Annotated in this window: 21 protein-coding genes; 4 read left to right on the forward strand and 17 right to left on the reverse strand. The window is 72.0% G+C overall.

The genetic code is table 11. The annotated features are described in order from the left end of the window. The 3 genes from DEJ09_RS17055 to DEJ09_RS17065 are packed head-to-tail and all read right to left on the reverse strand — an operon-like array spanning position 1 to position 3,325. The gene (locus tag DEJ09_RS17055) at positions 1–861 is read right to left on the reverse strand and encodes a ribokinase (RefSeq protein WP_111089363.1); all 861 of its coding nucleotides are present in this window, start codon (positions 859–861) and stop codon (positions 1–3) included. Next, positions 858–2,288 carry an MFS transporter gene (locus DEJ09_RS17060; RefSeq protein ID WP_111039774.1) on the reverse strand — a complete coding sequence of 477 codons (1,431 nt, stop codon included), beginning with the start codon at positions 2,286–2,288 and terminating at the stop codon, positions 858–860. The genes DEJ09_RS17055 and DEJ09_RS17060 overlap by 4 nt, the downstream gene beginning before the upstream one ends. 5 nt (positions 2,289–2,293) lie before the next feature. Continuing rightward, positions 2,294–3,325, reverse strand: coding sequence for a nucleoside hydrolase (locus tag DEJ09_RS17065; protein WP_111089364.1), 1,032 nt, complete (start codon positions 3,323–3,325; stop codon positions 2,294–2,296). Positions 3,326–3,487: 162 nt separating this feature from the next. Between DEJ09_RS17065 and DEJ09_RS17070 the strand changes: the two genes are divergently transcribed. Then, a complete protein-coding gene (locus DEJ09_RS17070; RefSeq protein ID WP_258373941.1) occupies positions 3,488–4,486 on the forward strand; it encodes a LacI family DNA-binding transcriptional regulator in 999 nt (332 codons plus the stop codon). Positions 4,487–4,810: 324 nt separating this feature from the next. On the opposite strand, the gene DEJ09_RS17075 is transcribed toward DEJ09_RS17070, so the two are convergent. The 9 genes from DEJ09_RS17075 to DEJ09_RS17980 form a co-directional block, all read right to left on the reverse strand. Further along, positions 4,811–6,484, reverse strand: a complete 1,674-nt coding sequence (locus tag DEJ09_RS17075; RefSeq protein WP_111089365.1) for an MDR family MFS transporter — start codon at positions 6,482–6,484, stop codon at positions 4,811–4,813. After that, entirely contained in the window at positions 6,481–7,101 is a 621-nt protein-coding gene (locus DEJ09_RS17080; RefSeq protein WP_258367298.1) for a TetR/AcrR family transcriptional regulator, read from the reverse strand. Before DEJ09_RS17080 ends, DEJ09_RS17075 begins: the two co-directional genes overlap by 4 nt. A 51-nt stretch (positions 7,102–7,152) precedes the next feature. After that, a complete protein-coding gene (locus DEJ09_RS17085; RefSeq protein WP_258373942.1) occupies positions 7,153–7,635 on the reverse strand; it encodes a GNAT family N-acetyltransferase in 483 nt (160 codons plus the stop codon). Positions 7,636–7,731: 96 nt separating this feature from the next. Then, a complete protein-coding gene (locus tag DEJ09_RS17090) occupies positions 7,732–8,421 on the reverse strand; it encodes an HAD family hydrolase (protein WP_111089366.1) in 690 nt (229 codons plus the stop codon). A 54-nt stretch (positions 8,422–8,475) separates the two neighbouring features. After that, a complete protein-coding gene (locus DEJ09_RS17095) occupies positions 8,476–9,117 on the reverse strand; it encodes an MBL fold metallo-hydrolase (protein WP_111089367.1) in 642 nt (213 codons plus the stop codon). Between the two features lie 58 nt (positions 9,118–9,175). Then, positions 9,176–9,601 (reverse strand): MarR family winged helix-turn-helix transcriptional regulator, encoded by a 426-nt coding sequence (locus tag DEJ09_RS17100; RefSeq protein ID WP_111089368.1) that lies wholly within the window; start codon positions 9,599–9,601, stop codon positions 9,176–9,178. A 79-nt stretch (positions 9,602–9,680) separates the two neighbouring features. Further along, positions 9,681–10,253: a DUF3618 domain-containing protein gene (locus DEJ09_RS17105; RefSeq protein ID WP_027467152.1), complete on the reverse strand. Its 573-nt coding sequence runs from the start codon at positions 10,251–10,253 to the stop codon at positions 9,681–9,683. After that, positions 10,250–10,693, reverse strand: a complete 444-nt coding sequence (locus DEJ09_RS17110; protein WP_051597109.1) for a phage holin family protein — start codon at positions 10,691–10,693, stop codon at positions 10,250–10,252. The genes DEJ09_RS17105 and DEJ09_RS17110 overlap by 4 nt, the downstream gene beginning before the upstream one ends. Further along, complete coding sequence (locus DEJ09_RS17980; RefSeq protein WP_258373943.1) at positions 10,690–11,556, reverse strand: hypothetical protein; 867 nt, start codon at positions 11,554–11,556, stop codon at positions 10,690–10,692. The genes DEJ09_RS17110 and DEJ09_RS17980 overlap by 4 nt, the downstream gene beginning before the upstream one ends. A 146-nt stretch (positions 11,557–11,702) precedes the next feature. Between DEJ09_RS17980 and DEJ09_RS17115 the strand changes: the two genes are divergently transcribed. After that, the gene (locus DEJ09_RS17115; protein WP_258373944.1) at positions 11,703–12,458 is read left to right on the forward strand and encodes a glycosyltransferase family 2 protein; all 756 of its coding nucleotides are present in this window, start codon (positions 11,703–11,705) and stop codon (positions 12,456–12,458) included. A 111-nt stretch (positions 12,459–12,569) separates the two neighbouring features. Beyond that, positions 12,570–13,214 carry a hypothetical protein gene (locus DEJ09_RS17120; protein ID WP_111089369.1) on the forward strand — a complete coding sequence of 215 codons (645 nt, stop codon included), beginning with the start codon at positions 12,570–12,572 and terminating at the stop codon, positions 13,212–13,214. A gap of 9 nt (positions 13,215–13,223) precedes the next feature. On the opposite strand, the gene DEJ09_RS17125 is transcribed toward DEJ09_RS17120, so the two are convergent. After that, positions 13,224–13,841, reverse strand: coding sequence for a helix-turn-helix domain-containing protein (locus tag DEJ09_RS17125; RefSeq protein ID WP_111028625.1), 618 nt, complete (start codon positions 13,839–13,841; stop codon positions 13,224–13,226). A gap of 58 nt (positions 13,842–13,899) precedes the next feature. On the opposite strand from DEJ09_RS17125, the gene DEJ09_RS17130 reads away from it, so the two are divergent. Then, on the forward strand, positions 13,900–14,913 hold the full coding sequence (locus tag DEJ09_RS17130; RefSeq protein WP_111089370.1) for an NAD(P)/FAD-dependent oxidoreductase: 1,014 nt from the start codon (positions 13,900–13,902) through the stop codon (positions 14,911–14,913). A 60-nt stretch (positions 14,914–14,973) separates the two neighbouring features. Here DEJ09_RS17130 and DEJ09_RS17135 read toward each other — a convergent pair whose 3' ends face one another. From DEJ09_RS17135 to DEJ09_RS17150, 4 genes are read right to left on the reverse strand one after another with little or no spacing between them, the layout of a single operon-like run. Further along, the gene (locus tag DEJ09_RS17135) at positions 14,974–15,639 is read right to left on the reverse strand and encodes a pentapeptide repeat-containing protein (protein WP_111089371.1); all 666 of its coding nucleotides are present in this window, start codon (positions 15,637–15,639) and stop codon (positions 14,974–14,976) included. A 33-nt stretch (positions 15,640–15,672) separates the two neighbouring features. Further along, positions 15,673–16,104: a DUF6314 family protein gene (locus DEJ09_RS17140; RefSeq protein ID WP_111089372.1), complete on the reverse strand. Its 432-nt coding sequence runs from the start codon at positions 16,102–16,104 to the stop codon at positions 15,673–15,675. Positions 16,105–16,113: 9 nt separating this feature from the next. After that, positions 16,114–16,365, reverse strand: a complete 252-nt coding sequence (locus tag DEJ09_RS17145; RefSeq protein ID WP_111089373.1) for a hypothetical protein — start codon at positions 16,363–16,365, stop codon at positions 16,114–16,116. Beyond that, a complete protein-coding gene (locus DEJ09_RS17150; RefSeq protein WP_111089374.1) occupies positions 16,365–16,721 on the reverse strand; it encodes an SHOCT domain-containing protein in 357 nt (118 codons plus the stop codon). Before DEJ09_RS17150 ends, DEJ09_RS17145 begins: the two co-directional genes overlap by 1 nt. Positions 16,722–16,934: the final 213 nt, after the last annotated feature.

The following is a 16,934-nucleotide window of genomic DNA, read 5'->3' on the forward strand; positions in this document are numbered from 1 at the left end:
CTACGCCCGCAGGAACGCCTCCAGCTCGGCGGCGGTCGGGTACGAGGCCTGTGCGCCCGGCTTGGTCGCGGCGTACGCCCCGACCCCCACCGCGAACCGAGCGGCGTCGACGAGAGTGTCGCCCGCGGCCAGACGCAGCGCCACCGCACCCATGAAGGCGTCACCGCAGCCCGTGGTGTCCACCGGCTCGACCCGCACGGCGTCGATCGGCACCGGCTCGGCGTCCCCGTCGTACACGACGCAGCCGGCACCACCGCGGGTGACGATCGACCGCGCGACGCCGTGGTCCCCGAGCGCCGCGGCCTCGTGCTCGTTCACCAGCAGGACGTCGGTCAGCTCGAGGAGCTCGGCCGGCACGGCGCCGAACGGCGACAGGTTCGTGAGCACCGTGACCCCGGCAGCGTGCGCGGCCCGGGCGGCGGCGAGGACGACGTCGATCGACACCTCGAGGCAGAGCCCCAGCACCGCGGCGCCGGCGAAGACGTCGGTCGGCACGTCGTCCGGCGTCAGCGTGCCGTTCGCCCCGGCGGAGATCACGATGGTGTTCTCGCCTGCGGCGTCGACCGTGATGACGGCGGTGCCGGTCGCGACGCCCTCCCGGACGGCGACGTCCGTCGTGTCGACCCCCGCAGCCGCGACGGAGTCGCGGAGCAGCGCACCGTTCCCGTCGTCGCCGACCGCACCGATCATGCGCACCGTGCCCCCGAGCCTCCCGGCAGCCACCGCCTGGTTGGCGGACTTGCCCCCGGGCAGGATCGCGAGGTCGGAGCCCTGGAGGGTCTCACCGGGCTGGGGGAAGCGCGCGGTGCGGACCACCAGGTCCGCGTTGAGCGACCCGACGACGACGATGCTCTCGGTCAACGGACGGTCTCCTTCTGCGGGGCGACGGACGTGGTCTCGGCACCCTCCGGACGGGGGATGAGGAACGAGATCGCGAGTGCGACGGTCGTGATCGCGGCCCCGAGCAGCATGCCACCGGAGTACCCGGCGGTGCCCGCGGAACCGCCGACGCCGAGCGCGATCTGCAGCGCGGGCAGGACCGCAAAGCTGACCCCGGCGCCGAGGTTGAACGCACCGGCGTTCAGCCCGGGCAGGAACCCGGGGTTCGACTCCGGCGACAGCACGATGCCCAGGCCGTTCAGGATGATGTTCGCGATGCCGGCGTAGGTGATGCCGATCAGCACCGTCGCGGTGACCAGCACCGGCAGCGAGTGCACGCCGACGAGCGCCATCAGGACCGTCGAGACGATGCTGCCGATGAGTCCGAAGCGCAGGACCGCGCGGTACCCGATGGTCGGGGCGAGGCGTCCGGCGAAGGGTCCGACGATCCAGCCGACCAGCGCGTACGGGGTGAGGAACACGAGCGAGGCCAGGTCGGCCTCCATCCCGAAGCCGGCGTCCCCGTTCTGCGCGAGCGACGTGACCAGACCGTTGACGACGGCGAACACGCCCGTCATCGTCAGGAACGTCGTGGCGAGGAGCGCCCAGGTCGCGCGGCGCTTCAGGAACCGGGTCTCGACCAGGGGTTCCCGCACCCGCGACTCGACGGCCCAGAACACGGCGAAGGCGACGAGCGCGACCACGACGCCACCGACCACGAGCACGGGGTTCGCCGCGCCGAGCTTGCCGGCCTCGTTGAACGCCGTGAGCAGCGCACCGACGCTCACCACGAGGGGCACGACGCCGATCCAGTCCATCCGGGTGCCGGCCGAGGGCTTCGACTCGACACCCCAGACGGCGACCAGGAACAGGGCGAGGACGGTGACGACGGCGATGACCCAGAAGATCCCGCGGAACCCGAAGTTCGTCGCGATCCAGCCGCCGGCCAGGGCGTCGACACCCGCGATGCCGCCGTTCACCGCGGTGAGCAGCCCGAGGGCGGCGCCGTAGCGCTTCGGGTCGCTGATCTCGTTGCGCAGGACGAGCAGGCAGATCGGGACGACCGGACCGGTGACGCCCTGGATGATGCGACCGGCGAACAGCATCGGCACGTTCACCGCGAGCGCGGCGACGATGCTGCCGACGAGCATCACGGCGAGCATGCCGATCAGCACGCGCTTGCGGCCGACGATGTCGGACAGCCGCGGCAGGAACAGCGAGAACAGCGCCGCGAGCGTGAAGTACAGGGTCTGCGACAGCCCGATCGTGGCGTCGTCGGTGTTGAGCTCGCGCGCCATCGTGACGAGGGCGGGGCTGAGCATGCTCGCGTTCAGCTGGAACGCGATGCACGCGGCGAGGAGCGCGGCGGTGAGGGCGCCGATCGACTTCTTCGTCGAGGTGGTGGTCATGGGGTTCAGTGCTCCGGGGTCGTGGTGATGCCGGCTTCGACGGCGTCGGCGGCGGCACGTGGGGTCCACCCGGTGTCGGCCGTCTCGCCGATGCGCTCGAGGGCGTCGACGACGAGGTCCCAGAACCGGCCGTGGTCGAGCTCCATCGCGGCGCTCGTGCGGCAGTCCTCGGGCGCGGGGGCGCGGAAGTCGGCGACGGTCATGCCGAGGGTCAGCGCGCCCTGGGTCTCGATGTGGATCGGGACCTTCACGGCGCGGACGATCGTGGGGTCGATCACGTACGCGACGGCGCAGGGGTCGTGGACGGGCGGGGCGTCGAAGCCCTGGGCGTCCTTGTAGGTCTGGCCGAAGAAGTCGAGCAGCTCGCCGACGAACGCGGCGGGGGCGGTGCCGACGCCGGCGATGCGCGCGGCGACCTCGGGGGTGGCGAGGGCCTGGTGCGTCAGGTCGAGGCCGACCATCACGACGTCCCAGCCGGCCTCGAACACGATGGCCGCGGCCTCGGGGTCGATGACGATGTTGAACTCGGCGACCGGGCTCCAGTTGCCGACGTGCACGCCGCCACCCATGAGCACGACCTGCTTGACGCGCTCGACGATGCGGGGCTCCTTCCGGGCGGCGAGGGCGATGTTCGTCAGGCCGCCGGTCGGCACGAGGGTGACCGTGCCGGGCTCGTGGGCCATCACGGTGTCGATGATCAGGTCGACGGCGTGGCGCTCGTCGAGGTCGAACGACGGCTCGGGGAGCATCGGGCCGTCCAGGCCGCTCTCACCGTGGATGTCCGGTGCGACCTCGATCTGGCGCAGCAGCGGGCGGGCGGCTCCGGCGGCGAACGGCACCCCGGTGATGCCGGCGATGCGCGCGACGGCCAGGGCGTTGCGGGTGACCTTCGGCAGGGTCTGGTTGCCGACGACGGTGGTCACCGCGAGCAGGTCGATGGCGGGGCTGCCGTGGGCGAGCAGGAGCGCCACGGCGTCGTCGTGGCCGGGGTCGCAGTCGAGGATGATCTTCGCGGCGGGCTGGGTCGCATCGGGCACGCTGGGCGCTCCACTTCTTCGGGGAATCGAGGTGAGTGCTCGACGTGGTGGGGATCCACGGGCCGGCAGAGTGCTGGCGACGCGGCGCGTCAAGCGTTTGACATCGAAACACGTCAAACGCTTGACGTCAAGTTCGACGACCGCGCTCGCTAGCATCGACGAGTGCCCTCCCCCGCCGCCCCGAGCCGTCGTGTGACCGCTGCGATGGTGGCCGAGCGTGCGGGCACGAGCATCGCCACGGTCTCCCTCGTCGTGAACGGCAAGGACCGCGGGCGGGTCTCAGCACCCATCGCCGCACGGGTCCGCGACGCCGTGGACGACCTCGGCTACGTCGTCGACCACGCGGCGAGCTCACTGGCGCGCGGCAGCGGCGACCTCGTCGTGTTCATCGCCCCCGACCTGTCGAACCCGTTCTTCGCCGAGGTCATCCGTGGCGTCCGCGACACCCTGGGCGACCGGTTCCAACTCGTGCTCTCCGTCACCGAGCGGGGTGCACAGCCGGTCGCGGCCGACGTCCGGCGCTTCGAACGGCTCCGGCCAGCCGGCATCCTGGTCGACGCACCGGCCGCCGACGAGCCGATGTCGGCGAGCGTCCCCGTGGTGCTGCTCGACGCCCCCGGTGGGCCCGAGGCGGTCAACTACGACCTCTCCACCGGCGTGCACGACCTCGTCGCCCACCTGCACGACCAGGGGCACCGGCACGTGGGCTACCTCGACGGCACCTCACGGGCGGCCACGTTCGGCGTGCGCCGCGAACTGTTCGAGCAGGCCTGCGCGGACGCCGGCATCACGGTCTCCGAGGTCACCGCGCGCGCCGACCTCACCGTGGAGGCCGCGGCCTCGGCCACCGAGCACGTCATCGAGGCCTGGCAGGACGACGACGTCACCGCCGTCGTCGCGGCAGCCGACACCCTGGCCTACGGAGTCCTGCGGGTCGCCGGTGCGCTCGGCATCGCCGTCCCCGGAGCACTCGCGGTCGCGGGCTTCGACGACCTGCCGTCGTCGTCGGTCACCGCGCCGGCCCTGACGAGCGTGGCGCTGCCCGGCGCCGACCTCGGTCGCGCTGCGGCGCTGCGGCTCCTCGCGACGCTCGACGGCACGGCCGCCGAGCCCGCTGCCTTGCCGACGCGGCTCGTGCCGCGCGCGAGCACCGGCGCGTAGCGCGCCGCGCCAGCGCCCGAGCCGGGCCCGCGAAAGCGACACATCTCGCACGTCCGAGGCGGCAGGTCCGCGAAAGCGACAGTTCGACGCGGATGTTCCGCGGAGAACTGTCGCTTTCGCGAAGGAGGCGGGCTGGCCACGCGCCGTGGGCGCAGACGCGCCGGACGGGAGGCCCGGTGCCAGCCCGCACCGCGCCTCCAGGGAGCGACGGGCGCGACCACCCCGCCATGGCGACAGATCTCGCCGCCCACCGACCGGCAGGACCGCGAAAGCGACAGATGTCCGCGGACATTCCGCGCAGAACTGTCGCTTTCGCGAGGCGGGCTACTGCTGCGTGCGGTCCGCCGACTCCGCCGCCGCGTGCTCCGCACGCGCCGCGCGCTGCGCGCGCTCGAGCTCGTCGGCCTCCTCGCCGCCGACGGCCTCGCCACGGGCGACCATGCCGGCCGTGTCGGAGAGCGTGATCTGCGGCAGGAAGAGCGCGAGCAGGAACGCCACCGCGATGAACGGCAGCAGGTACCAGAACACCGGTGCGAGCGAGTCGGCGTAGGCGTTCACGACGCCGTCCTGCACCGCCGGCGGCAACCCGGCGACGGTCGACGGGTCGATGCTGCCCGCCGACGACGCCGCATCGGTCGCCGACCCACCGGCACCGCGGAACACGTCGGTCAGCGACGTCGTGAGCCGCGCGGTGAAGAGCGCGCCGAAGACGGCCGTGCCGAGCGAGGCGCCGACCTCGCGGAAGTAGTTGTTCGTCGACGTGGCGGTACCGACCTGCTCGGCGGGCACGGCGTTCTGCGCGACGAGGACGACCACCTGCATGATCAGGCCGAGCCCGGCACCGAAGACGAACAGGTACGCGCAGATGAGCCAGATCGGGGTGTCCGCCGCCAGCTGGGTCATCGCGAGCATCGCGATGGCCACCAGGACCGTGCCGACGATCGGGAACATCCGGTAGCGCCCGGTCTTGGTGATCAGGACGCCCGAGGCGATCGAGGTGCCGATCAGGCCGGCCATCATCGGCAGCATCAGCAGGCCGGAGACCGCAGCCGAGGTACCCGAGGCCATCTGCAGGAACGTCGGGACGAAGCCGATCGCGGCGAACATGCCGATGCCGAGCACGAGGCCGATGCCGGTCGCCAGCAGGAAGGTGCGGTTGCGGAAGAACGACAGCGGGAGCACCGGGTCCTGGGCACGGGACTCGACGAACACCAGGAGCGCTGCCGAGACGACGAGACCGGCGAACCAGGCCCAGGTCTCGGGGGCGTCCCAGCCGTGGTCCTTGCTGCCGCCGAACTCCGAGAAGAACACCAGGCATGTGGTCGCGGCGGACATGAACAGCACGCCGAGGACGTCGATGCGCTTCGTCGCCTTCTTGTTCGGCAGGGTCAGCGCGAACCACGCCACGAAGAACGCCGCGATGCCGACCGGGATGTTGATGTAGAACGCCCAGTTCCAGGTGAGGTGGTCCACGAAGAAGCCACCGAGCAGCGGGCCACCGATGGCGGACAGGCCGAAGATCGCACCGAGCGGGCCGAGGTACTTGCCGCGCTGCGAGGCCGGGACGATGTCCGCGATGATCGCCTGCGACAGGATCATCAGGCCACCGCCGCCGAGCCCCTGCATGGCGCGGAACGCCACGAGCTGCGTGAAGTCCGTGGCGAACGCACACCCGGCCGACGCGATGGTGAACAGCGCGATCGCGATGAGGAACAGGTTGCGTCGGCCGAGGACGTCGCCGAACTTGCCGTAGACGGGCATCACGATGGTGGAGGCGAGCAGGTACCCCGTCGTCAGCCAGGCCTGGTGCGCGACGCCGCCGAGTTCGCCGACGATGGTCGGCATCGCGGTGGAGACGATGGTCTGGTCGAGGCTGGAGAGCAGCATCCCCGCGATCAGGGCGGAGAAGATGATCCAGATGCGACGCTGCGTCAGGAGCAGCGGGCCGTCGGAGCCTGGGCGGGCACGCTTGGTGGTGCCCGGCGCGGTGGCGCTCATGTGGTGTGTTCCCGTTCGGTCGTGGTGACCGCCCTGAGCAGGCGGAGGTTCTCGGTGAGCAGCTCGTCGAACGTCGGCCCGGTGGCCTCGTCGAACGCGTCGTCGAAGTACTCGGTCGCGGTGGCCTTCATCAAGGCGGCCGCAGCCTCGGTGACCAGGCGCGGTCGGCGGTCGGCGGGGTCGTCCCACCCGAACCGTCGCCGCAGGGCCACGGTGATCCGGGCGAGCTGCACGTCGGTCGCCGACAGGAACCGTGCGACGAGTGCCGGCTCCCGCTCGAACACCCGGCGGACCAGGGCTTCGTCGGCGCGGGCGATGCCGACCCGGTGGAACTGGTCGATCGCCAGCGCGACGATCGAGCCGAGGGGGTCGAGTTCGCCGGGGACGATCCCGCCCGCGGCGTAGGCGTCGATCGCCTCGACGTCGGCGTTGAGCTCGATGCCGAGCACGGCGTCGTCCTTCGACCCGAAGTGGTTGAAGAACGTGCGGCGCGACACCCCCACGGTCTCGCAGAGCTGCTCGATCGTGAACCCGTGCAGCCCGTGTTCGACCGTCGCCCGACGTGCCTCGACGATCATGCGTCGACGCAGCGCGCGGGTGCGTTCGGTGGTGCTCACCGAGCAAGAATTGCACTCTCGTGTTGAAAGTGCAATCTGGATCGGGTCGAGTTAGAGCGTCTTCTCGAAGCAGAACGACCACGGCATCGTCGCGGCGTAGGGCTCGTAGACGTCGATCTGGTCCCAGCCGGTCTTGCGGTAGAGCGCCACGGCGTCGGGCTGCTTGTCGCCGGTCTGCAGGATGAGCCGCGGGGCGCCGAGTTCACGGCCGACGCGCTCGCACTCGTCGAGCAGTGCGGTGGCCGCACCCTTGCCGCGCGCGGAGGCCAGCACGATGAGGCGCTTCAGTTCGACCTCGTCGCCCAGACGTCGGACGGCGATGTGCCCGACCGGGTCGCCGGACTCGTCGAGAGCCAGGATCGAGGTGACGACGGTCGACGGGTCGACGCTCAGCGCACGACTCCGCTCGGCGGTGACCGCCGGGTCCTCGCCGGCGTTCGCCGACCCGTAGCGCTCGTGCATCTCGTCGTCCATGCGGGCGCGGAGCACCACGCTGCGGGGGTCGTCCCAGGACACGCGTTCGATCGTGATCACGAACGTCGATCCTGGCACGGGCGACCGACGACGCGGAAACCGAGGCGACCGTCGGGCGCGACCGGCCCGCCCGTCGGGCGCGACCGGCGCCGCCCGTCAGGCGCGCTGGCCGAGTGCCGCGATCGGGCCCTCGCCGGCGCGGAACGCCGCGAGCACGGCCGCCGCGTCGTCGTACACCTCGGCCGCCCCGGCACCGCGGAGCTCGTCACCCCCGATGCCGCCGGTCATCACGCCGACGCACTGCACCCCCACCTTGCCGGCGGACTCGACGTCCCACATGGCGTCCCCGACCATCACGGCGTCGTCGGCGGAGACCCCGGCCTTGTCGAGCGCGACCCGGATGATGCCGGGGTCCGGCTTCGCCTGCTCGACGTCCTCGGAGCTGGTCTCGGCGGTGACCCACTCGCCCGCGTCGAGCAGGTCACGCAGGCGGGCGAGTTCGTGCTCGGGCGCACTGGTCGCCAGGACCACGGCGTGCCCGGCCTCGGCGACGGCCTGCAGGAGTTCGCGCGCACCCGGCAGCAGCCGGAGCCGCGGCATCTGCTCGGCGTAGTAGGCGGTGTGGGACTGCTTCGCGGTGTCGCGGGTCTCCTGGGACGCGTCCGGCAGCAGCGTCTCGAGCAGCTTCGCCGAGTCCATCCCGATCGCACGGTGGATCCGCCAGGCGTCGACGGACTCCCCCGCCGCCAGGAACGCCCGCCACCATGCGTCGATGTGCGCGTAGTTCGAGTCGGCGAGGGTGCCGTCGATGTCGAAGAGGACTGCTGTCGTGGGTGCGTCGGCCATCCGTCCATGCTGCTCGGGAGGCCCGGATCGCCTCCCAGGGGCCGCCCGCGTCCGTCAGACGGTGATCGTCTCCCCCGCCGGCAGGATCAGGACGGGCACCGGCCCGAGACCGTCCGGACCGAGGAAGCGCGCGGCGGACTGCTGGCCGAGTTCGCTCAGCATCGCCTCGTGGATCTGCACCGCCCGTTCCGGCGCCACGGCGCGCACGTAGTCGACGGCCTGGGCGGTGTTCGTCCACGGCCCGCTCGTCGGCAGCAGCAGGGTCGGCACCGGGACGCCGGGCTCGAGGTACGCGTCGCCCGGGTGGAACACCGCGTCGTCCACCAGGTAGCCGACGTTCGCGGTGGACGGGATGTCGGGGTGGATGACCGCGTGCTGCTCGCCGAAGACCCGGACGGAGAACGGTCCGACGGTGATCGTGTCGCCGGCGTGCACCGCTGCGACCCGGCCGTGGTGTTCGCCGAGCTGCTCGACGACGGTCTCCGGACCGCGGACGACGAGGTCCAGATTCGCGGCGAGTCCCGCGCGCAGGGCGTCGATGTCGAAGTGGTCGGGGTGGTCGTGCGTGACGAGGACGCCCGCGGCGCCGCGGACGAGGTCGACGGCCTCGGGCGTGAACACCCCGGGGTCGATGACGAGGGTGACGCCGTCCTGCTCGAGGACGACGGTGGCGTGGTTGTACTTCGTCAACTCCATGCGAACAACTGTACAGCCGTGTTGTACTTCTGCGGCTGCCCAGAATGTGAGCGGTCGTTCAGTCGGCCCGACGCGCGACCCGCTCGAACAGCTCGGGCAGACGGCGGAGCAGCGCACGTTCCTCGGCGTCGGTCTCCTCGCGGATCGCGTCGGCCAGCCAGTCCGTGCGGGCGTCCATGTCCCGCTGCAGTGCGGCCCGGCCGGCGTCCGTGATCCGGATGACCGACGCTCGGCGGTCGGTGTCCGACGCCGTCCGGTCGACGTACCCGAGTTCGGCCAGTTCGCCGACCGTGCGGGACTGCCCCTGGTGCTTCACCCCGCGGCGGCGCGCGAGATCCGCGATCGTCATCGGGCCCTCGCGGTGCAGGAACCCGAGGGTGGTGGTGTGCGTGGCCGGCAGCGCGTCCGCCTCGCGTCGTGCGGCACGCACGACCCGGCCGATGGACTGTCGGAGCTCCGCAGCGAGCTCGTCGATCGGGTCCATGCCCGGAACGCTACCGCGTGACGGACTGGAGGCCCGTGGCGATGTCGCCACGGGCCTCGAGTCCGTCATCGGGTTCCGTTCAGCTGCTGCGGACGTCGTCCGCCGCACCCTGCGCGTTGTCCTTGACGTCGGACGCGGCCCCCTGCGCCTCGCCCTTGACCGCCTGCGCGGCGTCCTGCGCAGTCCCCTTGAGGTCCTGCGCGTGCTCCTTCGCCACGTCGCCGAGCTGCGAGCCGACGTCCTTCGCCTGCTCCTTGACCTCGTCGACGAGCGGTGCAGCCTTGTCCTTCAGCTCACCGGCGAGCTCTTCTTCCTTCTCGGTGGTCGGCAGGAGCGACGACACGAGCCAACCGGCACCGAACGCGATGAGGCCGACGGCCAGGGGGTTGCCCTTCGCCTTCTCGACGCCCTTCTGCGCGACGTCCTTCGCCTGGCCGGTCGCGCCCGAGGCGGAACCGGAGGCGCTCGAGCGGGCCGACTGGGCCGCGCCCATCACGGACTCACGGACGTCCTGGAACCGGCCCTTCACCTTCTCGCTCTGGCGGTGGGCGATGGACGACGGGCTGACCTTGTCGGCGAGGGCGTCGACGTCGGAGCCGAGTTCGCCGCGGGTGCGCTCGATGTCGGCGCGGATCTCGTCTGGGGTGCTCATGGCTTCCTCCCGGTGTTGGGCTTGAGTGTCTCGGGGACTTCCTTGGCGGTCTCGACCGTCTGTGGGGCGCCCTTGATCTCCTTGATCTCCTTGCGCCCGCGGACGGCCAGGATCGCGGCGACGATCGCGTACACGACCGCGATGATCAGGGCGGACCAGGCGTTGCCGATCAGGTAGCCGAGGCCCCACCACGCGGCGATCGACAGGAACAGCAGGGCGAACACGGCGGTGAGTCCGGCGCCGCCGAACATCCCGCCCGCCTTGCCGGCCTTCTTCGCGGAGTCGGTCAGCTCGGCCTTCGCGAGGGCGACCTCCTGCCGGAACAGACTGGAGAGGTCACGCGACACGTCGGACAGCAGCTCACCGAGCGGTGTGGTCGCAGCGCGCTCCTCGGGCGTCGGTTCGCCCAGGGGTGTCGCGCCGGGGACGGACTGGCTCATACGCCACTCCCCGATCCGGTGGTGCCGTCGCCGGCCTCCTTCTCGTGCTTGACCTCGGTCGCGAGCGCCTTGGTCAGGCGTCCGGCGAGCAGGCCAGCACCGGCGGCGATCGCGATGAAGGTACCGGGGCGCTTCGCGGCGAAGGTCTTCACCTCGTCGAGCAGCGAGCCCGGGTCGCGGTTCTCGAGGAACCCGGCGGCCGAGGTCGCGCGGCCCGACAGGTCGCGGACGACCTTCGAGGCGACGCCCTGCTCGTCGTCGTTCTCGGCCATGCGACCGAGCTGCTCGCCGAGGGAGCGGAGTCCGCCGGCAGCGCGCTGCTGCTGCTCGCCGGCCTGCTGCTTGAGGTTCTCGGACGCCTGGCCGTAGAGCTGCTTGGCGTGGTCGGTCGCCTCGGAGGCGACCTTCGACGCCTGCTCCTTGGCGGTGCCCGCGACGTTCGCGGCCTGCTCCTTGGCGTCGCCGGCGACGTCCTGCGCGGCGCCCTTGGCCGCGTCGGCCTTGCCGGAGCCGCTGCCCGAGTCACTGCCGGAGCCGGAGCCGCTGCCGGTGCTGCCGGAGCCGGAGCCGCTGCCGGTGCTGCCGGAGCCACCAACGCTGCCGGCGGATGCCGCGGACGGGACGGCGGGGAGCTGCTCGTCGGCCGGGACGGCGTCGAGGGGTGCGTCGAACGGCACCTCGGCGGCGCTGTCGCCGTACGGGTCGTAGGTCTGGGGCGCACCGGGGTCGGTGGGTCGCGCGGCGGGGGTACCGCTGGCGTACGACGGCACGGTCACGCCGGGGGCGACCTCGTGCCCCTCGGAGGCTGCGGTGCGGTCGTGGATGGGCGTCCCGGAGTCGTTCCCGGGTGGGTTCGTGGTCATGGTCGGCCTTCCGGTTGTCGTCGTCCCCGGCGTGCACCGGGGGCGTTTCGCAACGAACTTGCGCCGTGCCCTCTTGGTCCGGTCCCAGGATCACCGGGAAACGCGGTCCGGTAATCCGCACAGGCGACAGCCGGTTGGATCGACGGGTGCTCCGTGTCTCGGTCGTGATCCCCGTGCGGGACGACGCCGTGCACCTGCGGCGGTGCCTCGCCGCCCTCGCGACCCAGACCCGGCCCGCCGACGAGGTCGTCGTGGTCGACAACGGCAGCACCGACGACAGCGCGGCGATCGCCCGGGACGCCGGCGCGGTCGTGCTCACGGAGCCGGTGCGCGGGATCGCCCGGGCCTCGGCGCGCGGCTACGACCGTGCGTCCGGCGACGTCGTCGTGCGGCTCGACGCCGACTCCGTCCCACCGCCGTCGTGGATCGCCGACGCGGTCCGGCTGCTCGCCGACCCCGAGGTCGTCGCGGTCACCGGTCCGGGCCGGCCGCGGAACGGTGGCGCCGTGGTGCGCCGACTGTGGAACGCCGTGTACATGGGCCCGTACTTCGTCCTGATGTGGAGCGCGCTCGGGCGTCCGCCGCTGTTCGGGTCCGCCATGGCGATGCGCCGGTCGACCTGGGCCGCGGTCGGTGGGCGAGCGCACCGCGACGACGCCGAGGTGCACGACGACGTCGACCTGAGCATGCAGCTCGACCCGGCCTGGCGGGTGGTGGCCGACCCCGTGCTCACGGTGCAGGTGTCCGCGCGACCGTTGGCGGGCCTCCCGTCCGTCTGGGTGCGGACGCGACGCGCCTTCCACACGTTCCGCGTGAACGGTCGGCGGGCGAACCCGGTGCGCCGGTGGGCGCGACGGCTGCGATCGCAGTCGCGGTCGCGGCGGTGGTGGCGCAGCCGCTGACCGACGGGGTCGGGGGACAACGAATCGGTGACGGTCTCAGCCACCGCGGCCCCCGGTCGGTACGTTCGTGAGCGACGGTCACGACCTGACGCGACTGGACGAAGGGGAACCATGCGCCACACGATCACGCTCGCTGCCCTGCTGGCGGCGGGCCTCACCCTGACCGGCTGCGCCCAGGCCGGACCGGCCGGACCCGCGAGCGACACCGCGACCACCGCAGCCGACCCGACGACGGCACCGAGCCCGACCGACACCACGACCGCTCCGAGCCCCTCCGACACCGGGGCCCCGAGCGACGACACCGCCACCGTCCCGGCCAGCTGCACCGACCTGATCACCCCTGGCAAGTGGGACAAGGCGTTCGCGTCGGCACCGCTCAACGACCCGTCGGTGGTCGGCGACCCGATCGCGATCCCGAAGAGTTCGTTCACCCCGGCGCTGCAGGGCGACGGCAAGCGCCTGTACTGCGTGTGGCGGGAGCCGCAGGCCGACATCTCGTACCTGTCCATCGCGGTCGACGCCGTCGACCCGACCGCAGCCCGCGACGCGCTCGAGCAGCTCAGCGCGAAGGGCTACGACTGCGGCGACGAGTCCGACGGGTCCCTGTGCCAGAAGGTCTCGAAGAACTCGCAGTACCCGGTCACGGACGGCGACACGTACTTCACCCGGGGCAACATCGGCATCCACATCCAGCAGTCGAACATCGAGACGACCGATCTGCTCGACGACGTCGTGGCGAACGTCTTCACGGACTGACGCAGGGGGTCACCGGGCGGGTCGAGACCGCACGTGCGCCCGCTCACCCTGCGGCCCGTACAGGCACAGCACCTCGGTGACGGAGTCGGTCACGTTGCCCATCCAGTGCGGGGTGTGGGTGTCGAACTCGGCGACCTCACCGGGTCCGAGGTCGAGGTCGTGCTCCCCCAGCACCAACCGCAGCCGCCCGGACAGCACGTAGAGCCACTCGTAGCCCTCGTGCGTCTTGAGCGACGGCTCCCCACCCGGGGTGTTCGGCGGGAACAGCTGCTTGAACGAGCGCACCCCACCGGTCCGCTTCGTCAGCGGCACGACGACGCGGCCGCCGTGCACCTCGGGCTTCATGTGCACGCGCGGGTCGCCGGTCTGCGGCGCGCCGACCAGGTCGTCGAGGGGCACCTGGTACGCCCGGGCGAGGGGCAGCAGCAGTTCCAGCGTCGGCTTCCGTTGCCCAGACTCGAGCCGCGACAGCGTGCTCACCGAGACCCCCGTCTGCTCGGACAGCGCGGCGAGCGTGACGTCGCGGTGGGCACGCAGCGCGCGCAGTCGGGGGCCGACCCCGTCGACGACCTCGGCGGTCGTGCGCGGGGCGGTCGCGTCCTGGCTGCCGTGTCCCATGGCGGACATGTTGCCACAGCGGCAAACTTCGTTGCTGTTCACGCTCGATCCGCCGCATGATCAGCGCATGCCTGCACACTTCGACGTCATCGTCATCGGCGGCTCGGCCGCCGGCCTCTCCGCCGCCCTCATCCTCGGCCGCTCACGGCGTTCGGTGCTCGTCGTCGACTCCGGCGAGCCCCGCAACGCCCCGGCGGCCGGCGCGCACAACTACCTCGGCCACGAGGGCGTCGCGCCCACCGAGCTGGTCCGCATCGGTCGCGACGAGGTCGCCGCCTACGGCGTCCAGGTCACGGCCGGGAGGATCGTGGCCACGTCCGCCACGACCGGTGACGGTCACGACCCGGTCGGCTTCTCGGTCACGCTGGACTCGGGCGAGGTCGTCACGTCGCGCAGGCTGGTCGTCGCCTCCGGCGCCGTGGACGTCCTGCCGGAGGTCCCGGGCCTGGCCGAGCAGTGGGGGCGCGGGGTCGTGCACTGCCCGTTCTGCCACGGGTGGGAGATCCGCGACCAGCGGATCGGGGTCCTCGTCACGACGCCGAACGGCGCACACCACGCGCTCATGTTCCGGGCGCTGAGCGATCGGGTGATCGTGTTCCTGACCGAGCCGGCCCTGATGGACGACACCACCCTGGCCGGTTTGGCGGCCCGCGGCGTCTCGGTGGTTCAGGGACCGGTCGCCGCCGTGGTCTCCGAGGGTGACCGGCTGACCGGGGTCCGGCTCGGCGACGGGTCGTTCGTCGAGCTCGATGCCCTGGCCACGGCCAGCCGGCCCGAAGCGCGGGTGGCGTTCCTGTCCGGGCTCGGCCTCGCCGCCACCGACCAGTTCATGGGCGACCACCGGTTCGCGACGGCGCTGACCGTGGACGCCGCCGGGCAGACCGCCGTGCGCGGGGTCTACGCAGCCGGCAACGTGACGGCCCCGATGGCGACGGTCATCGCGTCGGCGGCGGCCGGCACCCAGACGGGCGCGGCAGTGCACGGCGACCTGGTGCAGGCCGACCTGGCGGCGGCGCTGGCCGGGGTCGGCGCTGTTTCGGGCGCCGGTGCGGGCGTCGGCGCGGCCGATGTTTCGCGCTGAGCGACAGTTCGCGGGGCCGGGTGGGCGTGGAGTGTCGGTGAGCGCGAAACCCGGGCTCGGTCAGTCGACGCGGTAGCCGGCCTGTGCTGCCAGCAGCGGTGCGAGCGTGTACAGCTGGTCGGCCCCGATCGTGGCCCCGCGGAACCCCTCGAGCCGCTCGACCCGATCGAGGTCCGCTCCGCGCAGGTCCACGTGGTCGATGCGGGTGTTCGACCCCTCGGCGGCGCGGATGCTGCTGCCGTCGAACGACACCCGCAGCAGCTTCGCGTCGGCGATGTCGAGCTCGTCGATGACGCAGTCGCGGAACACCACGTCGGTGATCGTCGACCCGCGCAGGTTCACGAACCCGAACTTCATGCCGACGAACTCCACGCCGTTCAGCCCGGAGTCGTACAGCTCCGCCGAGCCGACGCGCCCGCCGGAGACCCGGGCCTCGCGCCACGTGCTGCTCGACGCCCGCAGGATCGGGGCGTCGAGCGAGTCGATGATCGAGTCACGGACCCGGAGCCCACGGAAGTCCGCGTCGTCGCCCCGGAACGTGTCGATGACGCACTCCTCGATCTCCAGGTCGGGCAGTCGCTCGCCGGCCAGGTCGAGGACGTCGATGCGCTTGCCCTCGATGCGGTCACCCGTCAGGACGTCACCGGGTGCTGGCACCCAGTCCTCGAGGTTCGTCGGTTCGGTCAGGGTGATGCGCGGGGCGTCGGTGCCGGAGGAGCGTGCCATGCCCCCAGTCTGGCGGTGACCGCCGACCCCGGGTCACGACCGGGGTCGGGTGAGGACGCTGTCCAGCCGGTAGTCCTTCGCCGGGCCGCGCGCTTCCCACCGCACCGTCCAGCGGTCTTCGTCGCCGTCGAAGGCACCCGTGTAGTCGTCCGGGGTGCAGGCGTGGGCGACGCTCGTGCCCCAGACCCAGTCGTGGAACACTCGACCGTCGGAGAAGTGCACGGTCCAGCCGCCGTCGGCGCGGTGCGCCCCGCCGGTACTCGTCCGCCGCAGGACGAGGGTCCGTGACACCGGGGTCGTCCGGCCGTCGAAGGTCATCACGCCCGACTCGTCCCAGCGCACCTCGTCGTCGCTGACCCGGGTCAGGGTGGTGGTCCCGGTGACGCTCCCCGTGGCCCCGGCACGGTGGTCGTGCACGGTGCGGTGCAGGTCCCACACCCCGAGCAGGTCCGTCGGCAGCAGCACCCGACCAGGCTAACCGCGCAGGGCCTCGGCCCGCGCGGCTCGACGCTCGTCGTCGGTGATGACCCCGCGGGCGTGCAGCTCGTCGAGTTCGAGGAGCCGCTGTTCCGGCGAGCTCCGACGGGCGCCGTGCGGGCGCCGACTGCGGACGACCGCGATGCACACGGCGACGATGACCGCGATGACGATGAGCGCCATCAGCAGGGTCCAGACGAGGTCGTAGACCGGCGGGATCAGGGGGTTGTGCACTTCTTCGGAGGCCATCATCGTCCACGCAGCGCTTCGGCTCGGGCGCTGCGGTGCTCCTCGTCGGAGATCACGCCGCGGGCGTGCAGGTCGTCGAGTTCGGCGAGCCGCTGTTCGAGTGGCTTGTCCGGTGCGAACGTGCGGCTCTGCATCGCCTGGTACGCGATGTCCTCCTGCATGGTGAGCGGGTTCTGACCGCGGTCGGCCATCCGCTTGCCGCGGTAGAGCGCCAGGATGACGATCGTCAGGGTCGTGAGGATCGCCAACGCGGCGACGACCCCGAACGCGATGCCGAACCAGCCGTCGAACAGGTCGGGCATCCCCGACTCCCCCGGACCCTCGAGCTCACCGAACGCGGACCAACTGAGCACCATCGCGCTCCCCCTTCTCACAACGACGAGCGAAGCGTAGCGCGACACGGGGAACACGAGCGGGCGTTCCTTCCCAGAACGCCCGCGATGGAATGTGGAAACGGGCGTACCTGGTCGGAACTTTCGCCCCGGTACGCCCGAAATCACCCGGTACGCCCGATTCGACCAGGTAACGCGAGCCCCACCAGCCAGCGCAACCCCCACCCAGCGCAACCC

The organism is Curtobacterium sp. MCLR17_055 (genome assembly GCF_003234305.1).
GTDB classification, from domain to species: domain Bacteria; phylum Actinomycetota; class Actinomycetes; order Actinomycetales; family Microbacteriaceae; genus Curtobacterium; species Curtobacterium flaccumfaciens.

Coding starts and splice junctions, on each gene's coding strand:
- DEJ09_RS17060 (WP_111039774.1), bottom strand. CDS start 2,288: ATGACCACCACCTCGACGAAGAAGTCGATCGGCGCCCTCACCGCCGCG.
- DEJ09_RS17075 (WP_111089365.1), bottom strand. CDS start 6,484: ATGAGCGCCACCGCGCCGGGCACCACCAAGCGTGCCCGCCCAGGCTCC.
- DEJ09_RS17090 (WP_111089366.1), bottom strand. CDS start 8,421: ATGGCCGACGCACCCACGACAGCAGTCCTCTTCGACATCGACGGCACC.
- DEJ09_RS17095 (WP_111089367.1), bottom strand. CDS start 9,117: ATGGAGTTGACGAAGTACAACCACGCCACCGTCGTCCTCGAGCAGGAC.
- DEJ09_RS17100 (WP_111089368.1), bottom strand. CDS start 9,601: ATGGACCCGATCGACGAGCTCGCTGCGGAGCTCCGACAGTCCATCGGC.
- DEJ09_RS17105 (WP_027467152.1), bottom strand. CDS start 10,253: ATGAGCACCCCAGACGAGATCCGCGCCGACATCGAGCGCACCCGCGGC.
- DEJ09_RS17110 (WP_051597109.1), bottom strand. CDS start 10,693: ATGAGCCAGTCCGTCCCCGGCGCGACACCCCTGGGCGAACCGACGCCC.
- DEJ09_RS17980 (WP_258373943.1), bottom strand. CDS start 11,556: ATGACCACGAACCCACCCGGGAACGACTCCGGGACGCCCATCCACGAC.
- DEJ09_RS17120 (WP_111089369.1), top strand. CDS start 12,570: ATGCGCCACACGATCACGCTCGCTGCCCTGCTGGCGGCGGGCCTCACC.
- DEJ09_RS17125 (WP_111028625.1), bottom strand. CDS start 13,841: ATGTCCGCCATGGGACACGGCAGCCAGGACGCGACCGCCCCGCGCACG.
- DEJ09_RS17130 (WP_111089370.1), top strand. CDS start 13,900: ATGCCTGCACACTTCGACGTCATCGTCATCGGCGGCTCGGCCGCCGGC.
- DEJ09_RS17135 (WP_111089371.1), bottom strand. CDS start 15,639: ATGGCACGCTCCTCCGGCACCGACGCCCCGCGCATCACCCTGACCGAA.
- DEJ09_RS17145 (WP_111089373.1), bottom strand. CDS start 16,365: ATGGCCTCCGAAGAAGTGCACAACCCCCTGATCCCGCCGGTCTACGAC.
- DEJ09_RS17150 (WP_111089374.1), bottom strand. CDS start 16,721: ATGGTGCTCAGTTGGTCCGCGTTCGGTGAGCTCGAGGGTCCGGGGGAG.